Genomic DNA, 19407 nt, shown 5'->3' on the forward strand with positions numbered 1-19407 from the left:
GCGTCCTGACGGAGCCCGTACTATCCGTGTCGATGCCGGGCAGTTCCCAGGTGCGTGGGTCGATGTCACGAACGGGCCGACCGCGACAACCCGGCATGTGACGTGTCACAGCGGACACATAATGGACAGGTGTTATGGAAAGCTCGTCTGAACACCTCGCAGCGTGTGATGCGGGTCACATTCTAGGGTAGGGGCCAGGAGCGATGGTGAAGTTGAGTGCGAAGGATGTGGTCGGCTCGGTGCAGCGGTTGATGGCGACCGCGCAGAACGGCCTGGAGGTCATCCGCTTCGGCGGGCTGACCCACGACGTCGCGTCGTCTCCGTTCGAGGTAGTGGAGCGCAGGCGCATGTACCGGTTGCGCCATTACTTCCCCGACGACACCACGCCGGGGCGCCCGGTGGCCCTGCTGGTGCCGCCGCTGATGGTGAATGCCGACATCTGGGACGTGAACGCCGAAGACGGCGCCGTCGGCATCCTGCACCGCGGCGGCGTCGACTGCTGGGTCGTCGACTTCGGCTCGCCCGCGAGTGAGGAGGGCGGCTGGCAACGCGACCTCGCCGACCACGTGCTGGCCGTCAACAGCGCCATCGACACCGTCAACGAGGCCACCGGCAGCGGCGTGCATCTGATGGGCTACTCGCAGGGCGGCATGTTCGCCTACCAGACTGCCGCCTACCGGTACGGCAAAGGCGTGGACAGCATCGTGACGTTCGGCAGCCCGGTCGACATCGTCGCGGGCATGCCGTTCGGGCTGCCCTACGGCATGGTTTCCGACGTCGCCGACTTCCTGGCCGACCACGTGGTCACCCGGCTGCCGATCACCGACTCCATGGTGCGGATCGGCTTCCAGCTGCTGGACCCGGTGAAGACGGCCAAGTCCAGGATCGACTTCCTCCGGCAGCTGCACGACCGCGAGGCGCTGCTGCCGAAGGAGCGCCAGCGCCGCTTCCTCAACAGCGACGGCTGGGTCGGTTACGCGGGCCCGGCCGCGGCGGATCTGCTCAAGCAGTTCGTCGCGCACAACCGGCTGATGCTCGGCGGTTTCGTGATCCGCGACCACCCGATCTCGCTGGCCGAGCTGAAATGCCCGATCCTGGCGTTCGTCGGCGAGGTCGACGACATCGGACAGCCCGCCGCGGTGCGCGGCATCGTGCGCGCCGCGCCGAACGCGGAGGTCTACGAGGCGACGTTGGTCGCCGGGCACTTCGGGCTGGTGGCCGGAAGCACGGCCACCAACCACACCTGGCCGCTGGTGCGGCAGTGGCTCGAGTGGATGAACGGCGACAAGCCGCTGCCTGCCGAGATCGTGCCGATGACCGAGCACGTGCCGAGCAACCGCCCCCGGTCGGCGGCGACCCGGGTGGTGCACACCGCCGCGACGCTCGCGGAGGCGGGCACCGGTGTGGGCAAGGCGCTCGAGGGCATCGCGAACAACACGGTGCGCGGATCGATCGAGCTGGCCGGCGAAGCCGCGCGGGCACTGCCCAGGCTGACCCGCCTCGGCATGATCCAGCCGCACACCCGGGTATCGCTCGGCCGGTTGCTCGCCGAGCAGACGCGGCGCGCGCCGCAGCGCGACCTGTTCCTGTTCGACGACCGGGTGCACACCAACGCGGCGGTCAACACGCGCATAGACAACGTGGTGCGCGGCCTCATCTCGGTGGGCGTGCGCCCCGCCATGCGGGTCGGCGTGGTGATGGAGACCCGGCCCAGCGCGCTGGCCTCCGTCGCGGCGCTGTCGCGACTGGGCGCGGTGGCGGTACTGCTGGCCCCGAACAGCGAACTGAGCCGCGCGATCGAGCTGACCGGCGTGGAGGTCCTGATCTCCGATCCGGAGAACCTGCGGCAGGCCGCCGCGACCAGCGCCAAGGTGCTGGTGCTCGGCGGTGGCGACACGCGCGAACTCGCGCTGCCCGCGAGCGACCGTTTGATCGACCTCGAGAAGATCGATCCGGCGCAGGTGCGGGTGCCCGCGTGGTACCGGCCCGATCCGGGCTTGGCGCGGGAGCTGGCGTTCGTGCTCGTCACCGGCACCGGCGAGCGGCTGGAGACGAAGTACATCACCAACCATCGCTGGGCGCTGTCGGCCTTCGGCACCGCGACCACGGCCGATCTCGATCGCCGCGACACGGTGTACTGCCTTGCGCCGCTGCATCATTCGTCCGGGTTGCTGGTGAGTCTCGGCGGGGCGGTCGCGGGCGGAAGCCGGATCGCGCTGGCCAGGTCGCTGGACCCGGAGCGCTTCGCCGAGGAGGTGCACCGCTACGGCGTCACGGTGGTCACCTACACCTGGACCATGCTGCGCGACATCCTCGACGCCGAGGTGTTCCCGTCCGGCCATCGCCACCCGATCCGGTTGTTCATCGGGTCCGGTATGCCCGCGGGGCTGTGGCGGCGTACCGTCGAGCAGTTCGATCCCGCCCGGGTGCTGGAGTTCTACGCCTCGATCGAAGGCGACGTGGTGCTGGCGAATGTGGCCGGTGTGAAGCGCGGGTGCAAGGGCAGGCCGGTTCCCGGCACGGCGAAGGTGGAGCTTGTCGCCTTCGACCCGCTCACCGAACGCATCCTGGTCGACGGATCCGGCTTCGCTCGGCGCTGCGCGGACAACGAGGTGGGTCTGCTGATCGGCAAAGCCTCCGACGGCGTCGACCTCTCGGCGGGCGGGCTGCGCGGGGTCTTCACGGCGGGCGACTCGTGGATGCCGACGGAGAATCTGTTCCGTCGCGACGGCGACGGCGACTACTGGCTGGTCGACCGCACCGACACGGTGATCCACACTCGCCGAGGGCCGGTGTTCGGTCAGCCGATCGTCGACGTGCTCAACGACATCACCGCGGTCGACATGGAAGTCACCTTCGGACTCAACGTCGGCGACCACTGCCTCGCGGCGGCGGCGGTGAGCGTGCGCGATGGTTTCCGGCTGGAACCGAAGGATGTGACCGAGGCGTTGCGCGCACTGGAACCGGATCAGCGGCCCGACCTGGTGTACGTGGTGGACGATATCCCGCGCAGCCCGTCCTTCCGCCCCTCCGCCCGGGCGGTGCAGGCGGCGGGCCGTCCGGAACCGGGGCCGGACACCTGGTGGTACAACCGCGCGTCGGACGTCTACGAGATCCTCACCGACGACCAGGCGCGCACGCTGCTGGGTGACTGACTCGATTCACGTTGCCGAAGCGCCGGATTCACCGACCGATGGCATAGTGAGTGTCTGTGCGAACGAGCCTCATTTACCGCAACGGGACCGTCTACGAGGTCCTGATGCGTGGGTTGTACGGCAAGCACTACACGGCTCGGTATCGCGCTATCGCGGAACTGGTCCCGCAGGGGGCGAGCGTGGTCGACCTGTGCTGCGGACCGGCCACGCTGTACACCCGTTATCTGCGTCACAAGTCGGTCGACTACATCGGGCTCGATCTCAACGAGCGCTTCGTCGCGCGGGTGAACGAAGCGGGCGGGCGGGGCGAAGTCTGGAATTTACGTGCCGAGGACGCGCTGCCCACCGCCGACTACGTCATCATGCAGGCCAGCCTTTACCACTTCCTCCCCGATCCGCAGCCCCTCATCGATCGGATGCTCGCCGCGGCCACCCGGCAGGTGATCGTCGCCGAGCCGATCCGCAACCTGGCGACCAGCGACAACCCGCTCCTGGCCACGATCGGCAAGCGGTTCACCGACGCGGGCGACGGCGAGCAGGCGCACCGTTTCACGGAGCGGACGCTGGACGCGCTCTTCACCGCGTACGAACCGCGAGTGGCCCGCCAGGCCCTCATCGCGGGCGGCCGGGAGAAGCTCTACGTGCTCACCGCGTGACGCCGGCGCCGCGCAACGCGACGGCACCGGTCACACGGTGAACGCGGTGACCGCGTCGACCACGCGCGCTACCTGCGCGTCGCTGAGATCCGGCCACAGCGGCAGGCGGACGACGGTTCCGGAGAACTCGGCGCTGCGCGCGCACGGCCGCGGTGTGCGGCCCAGCTTGAAGCCCGCCGGGCTGGAATCCAGCGGAATGTAGTGGAACGGCGCGGAGATGCCCCGTGCGGCCAAGTGTGCGATGAGGTCGTCGCGGCGGCGCTCGGTCGGGGTGCGCAGGTAGTACAGGTGCGCGGTGTGCCCGCGATCGGCCGGTACGGACATCAGGCGAACGTCGTTGCGCTCGGCCCAGTCCGGCAGGGCGGCGGCGTAGGCGTCCCAGACCCGGTGCCGACCGGTCTGGATGGTGTCGAACTCGTCCAGTTGCGCGTCGAGCACGGCCGCGTTCAGCTCGCTGGGCAGATAGCTGGAGCCGATGTCCTGCCAGGAATACTTGTCCACTGCCCCGCGCAGGAACCGGGCCCGGTCGGTGCCCTTCTCCCGGATGATCTCCGCGCGCGCCATCAGGATCTCGTCGGTGAGCAGCAGCGCGCCTCCCTCGCCGCAGTGCACGTTCTTGGTGTCGTGGAAGCTGAGCGTGCCCATCGTGCCGATGGTGCCCAGCGGCCTGCCGCGCCAGGTGCCGCCGAGTCCGTGCGCGTTGTCCTCGACCACGGCGAAACCGTGCGCGTTCGCCAGGGCCAGCAGTCCGGCCATGTCCGCGGCGACGCCACCGTAGTGGATGACGACCACGGCCTTCGTCCGCTCGCTGAGCACGGCGGCCACCGACTCCGGGTCCAGGTTTCCGGTGGCCGGATCGATGTCGGCGAAGACGCAGGTGGCGCCACGCAGGGCCATCGAGGTGGCGGTGGAGGTGAACGCGAAGCTGGGCACGATCACTTCGTCGTCGGGGCCCAGCTCGAGCAGCAGGCCCGCCATCTCCAGCGCGGAGGTGCACGAGGTGGTGAGCAGGGCGTGCGGTGCGCCTGTGATCACCTTCAGCTTCGCGGTGGCCGCCGCGGTGAACTGGCCGTCGCCGTGGCTGTGGTCGGAGGCCAGCACGGCCTCCAGGTTCGCTAGTTCCCGGCGCGCCCGGAACGGGCGGCTGAAGATGACGCGGTCAGTGCTCAACCCGGTCGGTCCCCCTGCTGGCGGTGGCGGCGGTCAGTGGCGAAGTATCGGCCGGACGCGGGGTCGGCGTCTCGACAGTGAGGTAGAGCGGTTTGCCCACCAGGATGTGCAATGCGACGCCGAGGTACTCGGCGATGAGCCCGAGGGAGAACAGCACCGCACCGGAGCACAGCAGCAGCACCACGATGGTGGAGGCCCAGCCTTCGGGGGCCCAGCCGTCGGTGGTCAGCGCTTCGAACACGACGATCGCGGCCATCACGACGCCTGCCAGCGCCAGCGTGACGCCGAGCAGGCTCACCAGCCGCAGTCCGCGCGTGCCGCTGCACAGCACCATCTTCCAGAACAGCGAGAACAGGCGGCGGTAGTTGTAACCGGAGTCCTCCCTGCCCTCGGCGCGCAACACCACCGGAGCCTGCGCGACGGCGCCGACCACCCAGGTCAGCGCGACATCCAGGTAGACGCCGTTGGACGCGACCTCGGCGAGCTGCCTGCCGATGTCGCCGCGGATCAGCCGGTAGCTTTCGAACCGGGTGGAATCCGGGAACGCGAACAGCGTCGCGAGCACCAGCTTGGCTCCGCGCGAGGTCAGATTGCGCAGAAATCCGTGCGGCCTGGTATTGCTCGGCTTGGAGTAGACCAGGTCGGCGCGCTGCGCCAGCGCGGTGTCCAGGAACGTGCTGATGAAACGGGGATCGTGCTGGCCGTCCTCGTCCATGGTGACGATCCAGTCACCGGCCGCGACCGACATCCCGGCGATCGTCGCGGCGTCCTGGCCGAAATTGCGGCTGAGCCAGACGGTGCGCACCGCGGGATAGGTCCGCTGCAGTTCCTGCAGTACCACGTCGGAACGGTCGGGGCCGTGGTCGTGCACCAGGATGATCTCGGTGACGGTGAACGTGGTGCCGCCGGGGGTCTCGACGGGACGCGTGAGATCGTGCAGCTCGGCGACCAGACCCGCGATCGTGTCCTCGCCCCGGTACACCGGCACCACCACCGACACCCTGTGCGGCCGGTCCACGCCGGGCCGTGCCGGGTCACCGTTCGTCGCGGGGGCGCCGGAACGGAGTGCGCGGGCGGGAGGAATCGGCATCAGCTGGATCGACTTTCGATGACGGTGCGTGCCGGTACTCGTTGCAGGACTGCAGAGCCCGAACCGCTGTGGACTCTAGCACGGGGCGACACCCGGCCACCGGAGCAGCTGATCATGCCCTCATCTTGGCGGCGTCCACGACCGATGCCAAGCGGAGAGCCGCCCTGTAGGGTTTGGAACTCGTGACGGACAGTGCAGTGCCCGGCTCGCGGCCGGATGTCTATTCGCGGCGAGATGTCTACCGTTGGGGGGTCATCACCGCGCTCGGAGTGGTCGCGGGTTACCTCGCTGTCCTGCTCGCCAACGCCCGGCATTTCTTCACCGACGACACCGAGTCGCAGTACACCTCGCTGTGGGTCGGCCTCGGCCGTGCGCTGCGGGCGGGCGAGTTCCCGGTCATGGTGCCCGAGCAGTGGATGGCGGGCAACAACACGATGGACGACGCGGGCCTGTTCAACCCGCCGCAGTTGCTGATCGATCTGATCGCTCCCTCGGTGGACAACGTCGCGCTGTACGCCACCGTCGTGAAGCTGATCTTCTCGATCATCGCCGCGCTCGGCGTCTACCGGATCTGCCTCGTCTACGGCGGGCGGCCGGCCTGGTCGGCGGTCGCGGGTATCGCGCTGCCGCTGACGGGCTTCTTCCTTTTCTTCGACGAGGCCAGCTGGATGACCGCGCTCACCGGCACCGCCTGGATGGTGCACGCCTGGGCCGCCTCGGTGCGCTACACGCGAGGGCTCGGCGGACCCATCCCGGTCTTCGTCTACCTGTATCTGACCATCTCGACGCAGTACATCTTCCCCGCGGTCGAAGCGGTGCTGATGCTGCTGGCGGTGGCCGTGGGCGAGCTGGTGTATCAGCGCAAGTGGCAGCCGGTGCTCCGGCTGACCCTCGCCGCGGGCTGCGCCGGACTCGCGGGCCTGCTGACCTTCTTGCCGTCGATGCTGTCGGCGAAGGTGACCTGGCGCGGCACCGCGCAGATCAACAACGACCAGTTCCTCACGGTGCCGTGGTCGGAGTCGCTGAACGCCAGCCTGCCCAGTTCGCTGCCCGCGTTCAGTTCCTGGTGGGGTTACGTGCAACCGCTGCCGGTCACCTACATCGCGTGGTTCCTGATTCCCGCCCTGGCGTTCATCGACTGGCGCCGCGCGCGGGAGGCATGGCGGGAACTGAGCGCGGTCGCGATCTTCGCGATCATGATGCTGATGTGGACCGCGGGCCCGGGTTCGGTCGGACCGCTGCGCTGGCCGGCGCGTGTGCTGCCGATGCTGGCCATCGGCCTGCTCGTGCTGGTGTGCGTGCTGCTGGGCCGCTACGGGACGGTGCGCGATCCGAAGAATCGCGGTACAGCGGCGGGCGTGCTGATCCTGCTGCTGTGGGTGCGCTCGTTCTCCGCCGACCCGCACGACGCGATCTGGCACGTGATCGCGGCGCTCGCACTGGCCGCGCTGGCGGCGGGAGCGGTGTGGCTCGGGCGCACCAAGGGGACCGCGGCGGCGTGCGCGCTGACCATCGTCGCGATGTTCCCGATCGCCTATTTCCAGGTCGAGGCGGCGCAACCCACGCCGATGTCGTGGAACCTGCCTGCGAAGCGTTCCGTAGCGAAGACGGCGTTCCCGGATTTCGCGGGCAACACCATTCAGCTGGGCGATCGCGGACTGGTGCAGCCGCAGGACAAGAGCATCGAGGGCGCCTACGGCTCGCTCGTCTTCGGGAACTATGCCCGGGGGCTCGAACTGGATTACGTCAACGGCTACACCCCGAGCGGCCATTTCTACTTCGGCGAGATGCTGTGCATGCGCTGGGACGGCAGCGTCTGCCCGGACGCCTACCGGCGGATGTTCGCGCCGGAGCCGACCACTGGTCGGCCGCTGGTCGATCTGATGAATCTGGACCGTGTGGTGCTGCAGCGGGCGCTGTTCCCGGACGCGCCCGGCGAACCGGCACCGGAGGGCTGGAAGTGGGCCGACTACCCCGGACACGAGCGCTACATCGCGGTGCTGGAACGCGCGAACGGACCCATCTCTACGACGAACGGCCGCGTGACCGATGCCGAGAAGGTGAGCGCGACCTCGATCTCCGAAACCGACACCACCAGCCGGGTGCGCGTGTCCTCGGCCGAAGGCGGCCGGGTCGTGTTCGCTCGGCTGGGCTGGCCCGGATATCGAGTCACGTTGAACGGCAACTCCGTTCCGATCACGACGGTCGCCAAGTCGTTCGTCGCCGTCGATGTCCCCGCGGGCACCCAGAACGCCGAACTCGTGCTGACCTGGCGTCCGCCCGGCTGGAAGATCGGTATCGCTACCGCCGTGGCGGGTGTGCTCGGCATCGGCGTCCTGCAATGGCTCCATGTCCGGTCCCGGCGTCGCGACGAGCCGGAGGAGTCCGGCGACGACAAGCGCGCCGAGCCGGATCGCGAGCTGGCGGACGTCGTTTCGTGAAGACGAACGCGCGTGCGGTCGCCGCGGATGCCGACGCGATCAGCGACGAGCCCGCGGCGGGGCTTCTGATGCGGGTGGTGCGGCGACAAGAGGTCGCATTCGCTGTGGTCGGCGCGTGCAACACGCTGCTCGGCATCGCGCTGACCGTGGTGTGGCTGGCGGTGCTGGGCGACGCGTGGCCGCCCGCCGTCTCGGTCGTGCTGGCCTACGCCGTGGGCATCGTCGTCGCTTTCGTCCTGCACCGGACCCTCGTGTTCCGGGTCCGCGGCCGGGTGCTGCGCGACTTCGCGGGCTTCGTCGTCGTGAATTCCGGCGGGTTGCTGATGAACACCGTGCTGCTGTCGCTGGCGGTCTCGGTGCTGCACCTGCCGCGCATTCCGTCGGCCGTCGTGGTGATGGGCCTGGTCGCGGTCGCCAGTTTCTTCGGCCATCGCTACATCTCCTTCCGCCGTGGGCCGGAGGTGCGCTCCGCGAGCACGGCCGGGTAGCGGTTTCCCGGACGGCGTCTCGGCACTGGTTTGCCGGAACGGCGCCGAGTTGGAGGTAGGGTCTGGGACTCGTGGCCGAACGTAGAACCTTTCCTTCGCGCGAAGTCTTCACCTGGGGCGTCATCGCGGCGCTCGGAGTGGTCGCGGGATACGGTGCGGTGCTACTGGCCAACGTCCGGCATTTCTATACCGACGACACCGAATCGCAGTACGCGCCGCTGTGGGTGATGCTCGGTCGGTCCCTGCGCGAAGGACGATTTCCCGCCCTCGTTCCCGAGCACTGGATGGCGGGCAACTACACCATCGAAGAAGCCGGGCTGCTCAATCCACCGCAACTGCTGATCGATCTGATCGCGCCCTCGGTCGGCAACCTCGCGCTGTACGCCACCGTGGTGAAGCTGATCTTCGCGATCGTCCTCGCGCTCGGCGTCTACCGGATCTGCCTGGCCTACGGGGCGAAGGCGCCCTGGGCGGCGGTGGCGGGCGTCGCCATGCCGTTCACCGGATGGCTGCTGTTCTTCGACGAGGCCAGCTGGATGACCGCGTTCACCGGCACCGCCTGGATGGCGCACGCGTGGGCCTCCGGGGTGCGCTACTCCCGCGGGCGCAGCGGGCCGATCCCCACCTTCGTCTTCTTGTATCTGGCCATCTCGGTGCAGTACATCTTTCCCGCGGTCGAGGCCGGTCTGATGGTGGGCGCCGTCGCGGTCGGCGAACTCGTCCATCAGAAGGCGTGGCGGCCGTCGGTGCGCCTGCTCACGGTCGCCGCGTGTGCGGCACTGGCCGGCTTGGCCACCTACCTGCCGAGCATGCTGTCGGCGAAGGTGACCTGGCGCGGCACCGCGCAGATCAACAACGACCAGTTCCTCACGGTGCCGTGGTCGGAGTCGCTGAACGCCAGCCTGCCCAGCACGCTGCCCGCGTTCAGTTCCTGGTGGGGTTATGTGCAGCCGATGCCGGTGGTCTACGTCGCGTGGTTCCTGGTTCCGGCGCTGGCCTTCATCGACTGGCGCAAGGCGCTCGGCTCGGCGCGTGAGTTCGTCGCGCCGGCGCTGTTCGCGGTGATGGCGCTGATGTGGACCGCCGGTCCTGGCGCGATCGGCCCGTTGCGCTGGCCGGCCCGAGTGCTGCCGATGGTCGCGCTGGGTCTGCTGGTGCTGGTGTGCGTGCTGCTCGGCCGCTTCGTGACCGTCCAGGACGGGCGGCGGCGCGGCATCGCGGCCGCGGTGCTCATCGGTCTGTTGTGGGCGCGCTCGTTCTCGGCCGCGCCGCAGGAGGTGATCGGGCACGTCGTCGCGGCGCTGGGGGTGGCCGCGCTCGGCGCCGTCGCGGTATGGCTCGGGCGCGGCCGCGGCGCGGTCGCCGCCTGCGCGCTGATCGTCGTTTCGGTCTTCCCGATCGCCTACCTGCAGGTGTGGAGCGCGCAACCGACGCCGATGGGCTGGAATCTGCCGGAGAACCGCTCGGAGATGAAGGCCGCGTTCCCCGATTTCCCCGGCACCACACTCCAGCTCGGCGACCGTATGCTCATCCCGCCGCAGGAACGGAATCTGTCCGGCGCGTACGGATCGCTGGTATTCGGCAACTACGCGAAGAACCTCGAGCTGACCTACGTCAGCGGATACACCCCCAATGGGCACTACTGGTTCGGCGAGACGCTGTGCATGCGCTGGGACACCAGCGTGTGCCCCGACGCCTACCGGCGCGCCTTCGCGACCGAGCCGACCACCGGCCGGACCATCGTCGATCTGATGAAGGTCGACCGGGTCGTGCTACATCGCGCGCTGTACCCCGACGCCCGCGACCAGCCCGCGCCCTCCGGCTGGCGCTGGGTCGACTATCCGGGGCACGAGAAGTACATCTCGGTGCTGGAACGCACCGACGGCCTGATCTCGAGCCGGGACGGCCGGGTCGCGGCCACTCAGAATGTGACGGCCACATCGGTCGCCGAATCGGACACGGCCAGCCGGGTGCGGGTGAGTTCTCCGGACGGCGGGCGGATCGTGTTCGCCCGGCTCGGCTGGCCGGGCTATCGGGCGACGCTGGACGGCCGCGAGATCCCGTCCACCCTGGTGTCGAAAACTTTTGTGGCCGTTGATCTTCCGCCCGGTTCCTCCGGCGAGCTGGTGCTGTCCTGGCAGCCGCCGGGTTGGCGGATCGGCGGCGCCGCGGCACTGCTGGGACTGTTGGGCATCGGTCTGCTGGAATGGGCGTACCTGCGCGGCAGGCGCCGGGCGGACCGGCCGGTCGACGTAACCGACCAGCCGTCCGCACCCGAGACGGCGGAGACCGACCTGGCCGACGCCGTCCGATGAGCGGCGGCGCGGCGGATCGAGTCTGCGCGCCGACGTCGGACGCGGCGCAAGTGCGGCGCCACGGCCCCGCGAGCCCGGAGAGGGTGGCTCACGTTCTCTCGACGGATGCCGGGGAGCGGACCGCCTTGCCGCCCGCCGACCCCGGTCCGCTGCTGCGATTGGTGCGTCGCCAGGAGATCGCGTTCGCCGTCGTGGGCGTGGTCAACACCGGTCTCGGGATGGCCCTGACGGTGACCTGGCTGGCGGTGCTCGGCGATCGGGCACCGGCCGCTGCCGCGCCCGCCCTGGCCTACAGCATCAGCGTGGTCGTGGCGTTCGTCCTGCACCGCACCCTCGTGTTCCGCGTGCGCGGGCGCCTGGTCCGGGATTTCGTCGCGTTCGTCGGGGTGAACTCCGGTGGGCTGGCACTGAACATGGTGCTGCTCCAGCTGGGCGTGTCGGTCCTGCACCTGCCCAGCATCCCGTCGGCGGTCGCGGTGATGGCACTGGTGGCGGGCGCCAGCTTCTTCGGGCACCGCCACATATCGTTCCGCCGCACGCCGCGGCTCGACGCGGACGGTTCTCGGTCCGGCCCGGCCGGAAGGTAAGTTTCCTGGTATGCCTGAGCACACCACCTTGGACGCCACACTGCTGAGCCTGCTGGCCTGCCCGCAGGACAAGGGCCCGCTGCGGCTGGTGCGTGCCGCCGACGGCAGCGCGCTGCTCTACAACTCGCGCCTGCGCCGGGCATACCCGATCGAGAACGGCATCCCGGTCCTGCTCATCGACGAAGCCAGGGACGTCACCGACGCCGAGCACGACGCGTTCACCGCACAGGCCGCCGACTGACCTCACCGTCCTGCCATCCCCCTCTCCACTGACAACTCGCCTGCCGCACGGTCGGCGGACAACGGATGAGTCACGGTCGTTTTGCGCCCATTGACCGTTTGAAGCCGGGTCCGCCATGATCATTTGCACCTCGAGAGGGTCCATTCGCTCCAGCAAAGGGGTGAGTCGACCAGCCTGCTGAGCTGCGCGCGTGGCATTTGAGGAGAGAGGTCGGGAACGTAATGAGCGATTCGCGTTTACGTAACTGGACAGCTCGATGTGCGATTGCCTGCGCAGTCGCGGCGGGATTCGCGATGGCGACCCCCGCACAGGCCGAACCGCTGTGGCCGGGTGGCCCGGACATCCCCGGTTTGCCCGCGCTGATCCCGCCACCCCCGCCCGTCGCGCCGTGTTCCACGGCGGCCAGGGCATGCATGCGCCTTGCCACCGACGAAGCCTGGTTGATGGACGAGGGCCGGGTGGTCTACGGCCCGACCCCGATCTCCCACGGGATGCCGGGATACGAGACGCCGCCCGGAGTCTTCCGCGTGTCGTTCAAGAAGGAGTTCCACTGGAGCACCATGCACAACGCTCCGATGCCGTACGCGACCTTCTTCAACGGCGACATCGCCTTCCACGTCGGCCCGATCGAGAAGAAGTCGCACGGCTGCGTCCGGATGACCCACGAGGGGGCCAAGGCGTTCTACGAGTACCTATGGCCCGGTGACGTCGTCGAAGTCGTGGAGTGACGGCCCACGCACCGTTGCGCGATGATCGGCCGGATCATCGGGACGATGGTTCCTGCCCGATGTCGCCGGTCAGGTAGCGCTGCAGCGTCGGGCCCACGGCGGCGACCAACGCGGCCGCGGGCATCGACGCCAGCGGTTCCACCCCGATGATTTTGCGGCCCACCAGTACGCCCATCATCTGCGACGCGACCAGGCCGATCCGCACCCGGCCGTCGTCCTCGGGGGTGGCGATCCGCAGGCGGACGCGTTCCAGCACGACCTCCAACACAAACGTCCTCGCCAGCGACGGGTCGTCGGTGCCGGCCAGGATGCTGCGCACCAGGGCGACCACACCGGGCCCCGCGGGCGAATCCCATACCCCGACCACCGCGCGAATGATGGTCTCGCCCAACTCGTCCAGCGGCGCGGCCTCGATGATCCGCAAGGTCGCCTCGGGATCCACCGGCAGTTCCACCACCGCGGCGAAGAGCTGCTGTTTGGTGCCGAAGTAGTGGTGCACCAGGGCTGGATCGACCCCGGCGTCGGTGGCGACCGCGCGCACCGAGGTCTTGTCGAAGCCCACGTCGGCGAATCGAGCGCGGGCGGCCGCGAGGATGGCCTCGCGGGCGCCCGATCGCCCCGGTCGGCGGCCGGTGCGGGTGGGCCGCTCGGCGCCGCCGGAACCATTGTCTGCGGTCACGCGGTCCGCCGTCGTAGCGTCGCCGCGCCCAGGCACAGGGCGACGATCGCGAATCCGGCGACGATGGCGAGGTCGCGCCACATCTGGCCGGTGACCTCGGGATGCGCCGAAACCTGCTGCAACGCGTCGACCGCGTAGCTCAGCGGCATCACGTTGCTGATCACCTCCAGCCAATCGGGCAGCTGGTCGCGGGGAACGAGCAAGCCGCACAGGAAGATCTGCGGCGCGACCACGACCGGCATGAACTGTACGGCTTGGAATTCGGTGCGCGCGAACGCGCTTGCCAGCAGGCCGAGTGCCACTCCGCACACCGCGTCGACCACCGCGATCAGCACCACCCAGCCGGGGCTGCCCGCCGCGTCGAGCCCGAGCAGCCCGAAGGAGACCAGGCAGGCTACGGCCGCCTGCGCGGCCGCGGCCAGCGAGAACGCGGTGCCGTACCCGGCGAGCAGGTCGAGTTTCGTCAGCGGTGTGGACAGCAGCCGCTCCAGCGTGCCCGAGGTGCGTTCGCGCTGCATGGCGATCGCGGTGATCAGGAACATCACGATGAACGGCAGGATGCCGAGCATGCTGATGCCCACCCGGTCGAACAGCGAGACCGGGTTCATCGGGTTGGTCGGGGTGTCCTGGTAGATGAAGTACAGCAGCGCCATCAGCAGGGCGGGGACCACCAGGATCATGGCGACGGTGCGGTGGTCGTTGCGCAGCTGGCGCAGGATGCGACCGGTGGTCGCGGCGTAGGGACGCAGCGTCGGCGTGCGCCGCGGCGCGGCTTCCAGGGTGGCGGTCATGCGTTCGGTCCCATCGTGATCAAGGTGAGGAAGGCGGTCTCCAGGTTCTGCTCGCCGGTCTGCGCGCGCAGTTCGTCGGGGCTGAGCCGGGCGAGCAGGTGCCCCTCGCGCATCAGCAGCAACCGGTCGCAGTGCTCGGCCTCGTCCATCACATGGCTGGACACCAGCAGGGTCGTCCCGTTCGCGGCCAGCTCGTGGAACTGCTTCCAGAGCTCGACGCGCAGCACCGGATCCAGACCGACGGTCGGTTCGTCCAGGACCAGCAGCTCGGGCTGGGCGACCAGCGCGCACGCGAGCGAAGCACGGGTCTTCTGGCCGCCGGAGAGCTCGTCGCCGCGCTGGTGGGCGTGGTCGGTGAGGCCGACCGACGTGATCGCGTCGTCGACGTCGGCTCGATCACGGCCGTAGAGCGCGGCGAAGTACGCGACGTTCTCGCGGACGCTGATGTCGTTGTAGATGCTGGGCGCCTGGGTGACATACCCGATCAGGTGGCGCAACGCCGCCGAGCCCGCCTGGAGGCCGAGTGCGCTCACCTCGCCCGCTTCGGTGATCTGAGTGCCGACGATGCAGCGCATCAGCGTGGTCTTGCCGCACCCCGAGGGACCGAGCAGTCCGGTGATCGAGCCGCGCGGGATGGTCAGCGAGACGTCGTGCAGTACTTCGCGGCCGCCGCGGCGGACCCGCAGGTTCCGTACCTCGACGGCGGGAGATGGAGTGGATTGCGACACGGTCGCCTCAATTCATCGAGTGTTGAATTCACTGTGTGATGAATTTATCGCGACCAGGCTGAACAGGCAAGGTGTCGGGCCGGGGGATCAGTGGCCGTGGTGCCTCGGCGGTCGCCCGGCCTCCTGGCCCGGGTCCACGACCACGAATTGGCCCATCATTCCGAGGTCTTCGTGCCAGAGCAGGTGGCAGTGGTACATGTACGGCGTGTCCGGATCGGCGGGGCCGTCGAATCGCATGGCCACTCGCACCGAGCTGTTCGGCGGAAGGAAGACGGTGTCCTTCGGTCCGGCCAGCGCCGCGGGCGGTGGGCCGTCGTCCACCGCGAGCACCCGGAATTGCACGTCGTGGATGTGGAAGTTGTGCGGCATTCCGTCGATGTTGCGCACCACCCAGGTCTCCGCGTCACCGCGCGTCACCGCGAAGTCGATGCGGTCCATGGCCATCGGAGCGCCGTTGATTCCGGCGATGTTCAAGTCGAAATGGCGCTCCCGCACCGAGTCGCCACCGTCGGGCGTGCTGGGCGGCGCCAGAGTCGCGGGAAGTTTCGGTGACGGACGCAGCGTGGCGGCCGCGCGCAATTCGAGGATGTCGAAGGTGTCGTCGCCACCGGCGAAACGCTGTGTCCAGAAATCGAGTCCGGCGTCGAGTTCGCCGCTGCGCAGCACCGTGCGCTCGCCGGGCCGGACCCGCACGACGATCTCGGCTCGCTCGCCCGGCGACAGCCGCAACCGATCCAGGGTGCTCGGTCGTTCGAGGAGACCGCCGTCGGTGGCGACGAGCGCGAAGGGCCGCTGATCGGCGAATTCGAAAGTGTAGGTCCGTGCGGTCGAGGCGTTGAGCAGTCGCAGGCGGACCAGTTCGTCGCCGACCTCCCGGTACGGCGCGAGTGTCCCGTTGACCATGGTCCGGTCGCCGAGGAACCCGACATCGCGGAAGATCCCGTGGGCGGAGTCGAACGCCGCGCCGTTGAACTTCACGTCCTGGACGATCACCGGGAGGTCGTCCACGCCGTAGGTGGAGGGGAGGCCGGAGGACGAGGACACCTCGTCGTCGAGCAGGAACATGCCCGCGAGCCCGCGGCGTACATGGGTCTCGGTCGCACCGTGCGGATGCGGGTGATACCAGAGGGTCGCCGCCGGTTGATCAATGGTCCAGTTCGGGGTCCAGGCGGCGCCGGGCGCCATCGGCTGGTGCGGTCCGCCGTCCATCGCGGCAGGCAGGTGCATGCCGTGCCAGTGCACGGTCGAGGACTCCGGCAGGTTGTTGCGGACGGTGACCGCCACCTTCTCCCCGCGCCGCGCCCGCAGCGTCGGCCCGAGATAGTCGCCGTTGAAGCCCCAGGACTCGGTAACCTGTCCGGGCTGGAATTCCCTGCGCCCCGAACGCATGTCGAGTTCGAACGTGCGCGTTCCGTCCGCGCCGACCCGGGATGGGGCCAGCGGCGGGATGGTGAGCTCGTTGCGGAACTGCGTACTACCGACCGTGGAGACGACCGCCCCGAGGTACACCCGGACGACGAGAGCGGAGATCGCGAGAACCAGCAACGTCACGACCGAGACGAGAACCATGAGCGACCGCCGCCCTCTGCGCGGCCGGGAATCCGAAGACATGGACCGACGGTAGAAATCGACAGTGCCTCGACACATCCGGGAGCGTCCCGATTTACTCCCCGGTCCGCCCCTGATGCCGGTGCCAGGACCGTCAGGGTGGTCACCTGCGCCGGTCGGCCAGTGGCTCGGCGTCCGCTTGTCGTAGCCGTCGAGGACAATGGCGGCTGTGTGTGCCCAGTCTGTCGAGGAACTCGCCGTCGAACCGCCCGCTGCCGCCCGGCGTCTGCTCGGGGCGACGTTGCGGTCGGGTCCGGTCGGTGTACGGATCGTCGAAGTCGAGGCCTACGGGGGAGACCCGGCAGGCCCGTGGCCGGACCCGGCTTCGCATTCCGGGCGCGGCCGGACCAAACGCAATGACGTGATGTTCGGTCCCGCCGGTGTGCTGTACGTCTACCTCAGCTACGGCATGCACACCTGCGTCAACGTGACCAGCGGACCGGACGGAGTCGCCAGCGCCGTACTGATCCGCTCCGGCGAGGTGATCGACGGGCTGGAGACGGTGCGCGCGCGGCGTCCGGGCGCTCGGTCCGATCTCGACTCGGCCAGGGGGCCCGGCAATCTCGGCAGCGCGCTGGGAATCGCGATGAGTGACTATGGAACCCCGCTGTTCGATCCGTCATCGCAGATCCGGCTGGAGTTGCACGACCCGGTCGATGCCGCCGAGATCGCCAGCGGCCCGCGGGTGGGCGTCAGCAGCGCGGCGGACGTGCCGTGGCGCTTCTGGCTTCCCGGTTCGCGAGCGGTGTCGGTCTACCGGCGCAGTCCGCGTGCACCACTGTCCGCGGCGAAGTCGGCCTGACAGCGCGTCGAGCGTTTTCGCCGTGGCGCGCTGAGTCTTCTCGGAGCGCCGCGCCGATCAGGTGAACGCGCCGACGACCCAGCACGTGTGCCTCGGACTGCGTCGCTGTTCGAACATCGACGCGGTCGACCGGCGTAGAGCAAGCGGCCCGGTGTCGGCGCGCCCGGCGGCGGCCGAGCAAATCGCTCGACTGATGCCGCGCCTCCCGAGGACACTGAGGCGCGCACGAGGCTGCGGACATCGTGCTGGAAGAGAGGACACCGAGGCGTGCACGAGGCCGCGAACATCGTGCGGAAAGATAGGGCAGCGTGAGCGGCGACATCATCGACGAACTGACCTGGCGCGGACTGATCGCGCAGTCCACCGATCTGGATGCCCTGCGTGCGGCGGCGGCCGCCGGGCCGCTGACCCTGTATGCCGGCTTCGACCCCACCGCCGCCAGCCTGCACGCGGGCCACTTGGTGCCGCTGCTCGCGCTGAAGCGTTTCCAGCGTGCCGGGCACCGCCCCATCGTGCTGGCCGGCGGCGCCACGGGACTGATCGGTGACCCGCGCGACGTCGGCGAGCGGACGATGAACTCGACCGAGACCGTCGCGGGCTGGGCCGAGCGGATCCGCTCGCAGCTCGAGCGCTTCGTCGACTTGGACGACTCGCCGACCGGCGCGGTCATCGTCGACAACATGGACTGGACCGGGCCGCTGACCGCGGTCGACTTCCTGCGCGATATCGGCAAGCACTTCTCGGTGAACGTCATGCTGGCGCGCGACACGATCAAGCGGCGTCTGGACGGCGAGGGCATCTCCTACACCGAGTTCAGCTACATGCTCCTGCAGGCCAACGACTACCTGCAGCTGCGCCGCAACTACGGCTGCACGCTGCAGGTGGGCGGCTCCGACCAGTGGGGCAACATCATCGCGGGTGTCGAACTCAATCGCCGGGTGGACGGGGCGGCCGTGCACGCGTTGACCGTTCCGCTGGTGACCTCCGCCGACGGCAAGAAGTTCGGCAAGTCCACCGGTGGCGGCAGCCTGTGGCTCGATCCCGAGATGACCAGCCCGTACGCCTGGTACCAGTACTTCGTGAACACGGCCGACGCCGACGTGGTGCGCTACCTGCGCTGGTTCACGTTCCTGTCCCGCGAGGAACTCGACGAACTGGAGCAGGCGACCGCCGAGCGCCCGCACGCCAGGGAGGCGCAGCGCAGGCTCGCCGCAGAGATGACGACCCTGGTGCACGGGGAGGCGAACACCCGCGCCGTGCAGTTGGCCAGCCAGGCGTTGTTCGGCCGAGGGGAACTGCGTGACCTCGACGAGGCGACCCTCGGCGCCGCGCTGCGCGAAGCCGCGATCGACGGCGAGGTCGCGCAGATCAAGGCAGGCGAGCCGCACACCATCGTGGACCTGCTTGTCGCGACCGGCCTGTCCGAGAGCCGCGGTGCCGCCCGGCGCGCGGTGAACGAAGGCGGCGCGTCGGTGAACAACGCGAAGATCTCCGACATCGAATGGACGCCCGCCGACGCCGACTACCTGCACGGACGCTGGCTGGTCCTGCGGCGCGGCAAGAAGAACCTCGCCGGGGTTCTGCGGGCAGGTGCATGAAGATCGCGGTGGCCTGAATCACATCCGTGTGATTCAGGCACTCGATCACCCGGATCGTGTGCCTCTGACCTGCGGAAACGCCCTGCCGTTCAGGCGATTTGACGTAGCGTTTTCCGCCGCGTAACTTAGTTCAAGTCAGAGCGACACGGACACCAACCCGGAGCCGAAGCGAGGCGGAAACGCCGAGCGGGACCGGGAAACGAGGTAGGACGAGGAGCGCCTGTCAGTCCAGTGTGACGCGTATCGGCCGATGGTCTTGACTTCGGTGGATAGCTTGCTTAGACTGGGAAAGTTGCCTCACAGAAGGTCCGGTTGAGACTGGCCCGGATG

The 19407-nt window shown here is 69.0% G+C and carries 16 protein-coding genes; 10 read left to right on the forward strand and 6 right to left on the reverse strand.

From position 1 onward, the window contains the following. The first annotated feature begins 203 nt into the window (after positions 1-203). Positions 204-3155, forward strand: coding sequence for an acyl-CoA synthetase (locus ON19_RS11030; RefSeq protein WP_043689770.1), 2952 nt, complete (start codon positions 204-206; stop codon positions 3153-3155). Between the two features lie 56 nt (positions 3156-3211). Beyond that, positions 3212-3811 carry a class I SAM-dependent methyltransferase gene (locus tag ON19_RS11035; RefSeq protein ID WP_043689773.1) on the forward strand — a complete coding sequence of 200 codons (600 nt, stop codon included), beginning with the start codon at positions 3212-3214 and terminating at the stop codon, positions 3809-3811. A gap of 30 nt (positions 3812-3841) precedes the next feature. On the opposite strand, the gene rffA is transcribed toward ON19_RS11035, so the two are convergent. Next, positions 3842-4981, reverse strand: a complete 1140-nt coding sequence (gene rffA, locus ON19_RS11040; protein ID WP_043689775.1) for a dTDP-4-amino-4,6-dideoxygalactose transaminase — start codon at positions 4979-4981, stop codon at positions 3842-3844. After that, complete coding sequence (locus tag ON19_RS11045) at positions 4971-6071, reverse strand: glycosyltransferase (protein WP_051168730.1); 1101 nt, start codon at positions 6069-6071, stop codon at positions 4971-4973. The genes rffA and ON19_RS11045 overlap by 11 nt, the downstream gene beginning before the upstream one ends. 269 nt (positions 6072-6340) lie before the next feature. Between ON19_RS11045 and ON19_RS11050 the strand changes: the two genes are divergently transcribed. The 6 genes from ON19_RS11050 to ON19_RS11075 all read left to right on the forward strand — a co-directional run bounded on the left by ON19_RS11050 (position 6341) and on the right by ON19_RS11075 (position 12871). Then, positions 6341-8512, forward strand: a complete 2172-nt coding sequence (locus ON19_RS11050; RefSeq protein WP_063709417.1) for a hypothetical protein — start codon at positions 6341-6343, stop codon at positions 8510-8512. Beyond that, complete coding sequence (locus ON19_RS11055) at positions 8509-9000, forward strand: GtrA family protein (protein ID WP_306307040.1); 492 nt, start codon at positions 8509-8511, stop codon at positions 8998-9000. Before ON19_RS11050 ends, ON19_RS11055 begins: the two co-directional genes overlap by 4 nt. 71 nt (positions 9001-9071) lie before the next feature. Continuing rightward, positions 9072-11315 (forward strand): membrane protein, encoded by a 2244-nt coding sequence (locus ON19_RS11060; protein WP_043689778.1) that lies wholly within the window; start codon positions 9072-9074, stop codon positions 11313-11315. A gap of 83 nt (positions 11316-11398) precedes the next feature. Beyond that, positions 11399-11902, forward strand: a complete 504-nt coding sequence (locus ON19_RS11065) for a GtrA family protein (RefSeq protein WP_227954906.1) — start codon at positions 11399-11401, stop codon at positions 11900-11902. Between the two features lie 10 nt (positions 11903-11912). After that, positions 11913-12143 (forward strand): Trm112 family protein, encoded by a 231-nt coding sequence (locus tag ON19_RS11070; RefSeq protein ID WP_043689779.1) that lies wholly within the window; start codon positions 11913-11915, stop codon positions 12141-12143. A gap of 293 nt (positions 12144-12436) precedes the next feature. Continuing rightward, positions 12437-12871, forward strand: a complete 435-nt coding sequence (locus ON19_RS11075; protein WP_227954905.1) for a L,D-transpeptidase — start codon at positions 12437-12439, stop codon at positions 12869-12871. A gap of 34 nt (positions 12872-12905) precedes the next feature. Here ON19_RS11075 and ON19_RS11080 read toward each other — a convergent pair whose 3' ends face one another. The 4 genes from ON19_RS11080 to ON19_RS11095 all read right to left on the reverse strand — a co-directional run bounded on the left by ON19_RS11080 (position 12906) and on the right by ON19_RS11095 (position 16680). Next, positions 12906-13550: a TetR/AcrR family transcriptional regulator gene (locus ON19_RS11080; protein WP_043689809.1), complete on the reverse strand. Its 645-nt coding sequence runs from the start codon at positions 13548-13550 to the stop codon at positions 12906-12908. After that, entirely contained in the window at positions 13547-14341 is a 795-nt protein-coding gene (locus ON19_RS11085; protein WP_051168732.1) for an ABC transporter permease, read from the reverse strand. The genes ON19_RS11080 and ON19_RS11085 overlap by 4 nt, the downstream gene beginning before the upstream one ends. Next, complete coding sequence (locus tag ON19_RS11090) at positions 14338-15069, reverse strand: ABC transporter ATP-binding protein (RefSeq protein WP_043689782.1); 732 nt, start codon at positions 15067-15069, stop codon at positions 14338-14340. Before ON19_RS11090 ends, ON19_RS11085 begins: the two co-directional genes overlap by 4 nt. An 87-nt stretch (positions 15070-15156) precedes the next feature. Beyond that, positions 15157-16680 (reverse strand): multicopper oxidase family protein, encoded by a 1524-nt coding sequence (locus ON19_RS11095; protein WP_083899286.1) that lies wholly within the window; start codon positions 16678-16680, stop codon positions 15157-15159. Between the two features lie 157 nt (positions 16681-16837). Between ON19_RS11095 and ON19_RS11100 the strand changes: the two genes are divergently transcribed. Continuing rightward, positions 16838-17479, forward strand: a complete 642-nt coding sequence (locus ON19_RS11100) for a DNA-3-methyladenine glycosylase (protein ID WP_043689784.1) — start codon at positions 16838-16840, stop codon at positions 17477-17479. A 308-nt stretch (positions 17480-17787) separates the two neighbouring features. Continuing rightward, positions 17788-19077 (forward strand): tyrosine--tRNA ligase, encoded by a 1290-nt coding sequence (gene tyrS / locus ON19_RS11105; RefSeq protein ID WP_043689786.1) that lies wholly within the window; start codon positions 17788-17790, stop codon positions 19075-19077. The last annotated feature ends 330 nt before the right edge of the window (positions 19078-19407 follow it).

Source organism: Nocardia abscessus NBRC 100374 (assembly GCF_000308455.1).
In the GTDB taxonomy this organism is placed as follows: domain Bacteria; phylum Actinomycetota; class Actinomycetes; order Mycobacteriales; family Mycobacteriaceae; genus Nocardia; species Nocardia abscessus.

What these genes read in the sequence shown, in the direction of transcription:
- ON19_RS11045 (WP_051168730.1), bottom strand. Translation starts at nt 6,071, where the DNA reads ATGCCGATTCCTCCCGCCCGCGCACTCCGTTCCGGCGCCCCCGCGACG.
- ON19_RS11070 (WP_043689779.1), top strand. Translation starts at nt 11,913, where the DNA reads ATGCCTGAGCACACCACCTTGGACGCCACACTGCTGAGCCTGCTGGCC.
- ON19_RS11095 (WP_083899286.1), bottom strand. Translation starts at nt 16,680, where the DNA reads ATGTCTTCGGATTCCCGGCCGCGCAGAGGGCGGCGGTCGCTCATGGTT.
- ON19_RS11075 (WP_227954905.1), top strand. Translation starts at nt 12,437, where the DNA reads ATGGCGACCCCCGCACAGGCCGAACCGCTGTGGCCGGGTGGCCCGGAC.
- ON19_RS11085 (WP_051168732.1), bottom strand. Translation starts at nt 14,341, where the DNA reads ATGACCGCCACCCTGGAAGCCGCGCCGCGGCGCACGCCGACGCTGCGT.
- ON19_RS11030 (WP_043689770.1), top strand. Translation starts at nt 204, where the DNA reads ATGGTGAAGTTGAGTGCGAAGGATGTGGTCGGCTCGGTGCAGCGGTTG.
- ON19_RS11100 (WP_043689784.1), top strand. Translation starts at nt 16,838, where the DNA reads ATGGCGGCTGTGTGTGCCCAGTCTGTCGAGGAACTCGCCGTCGAACCG.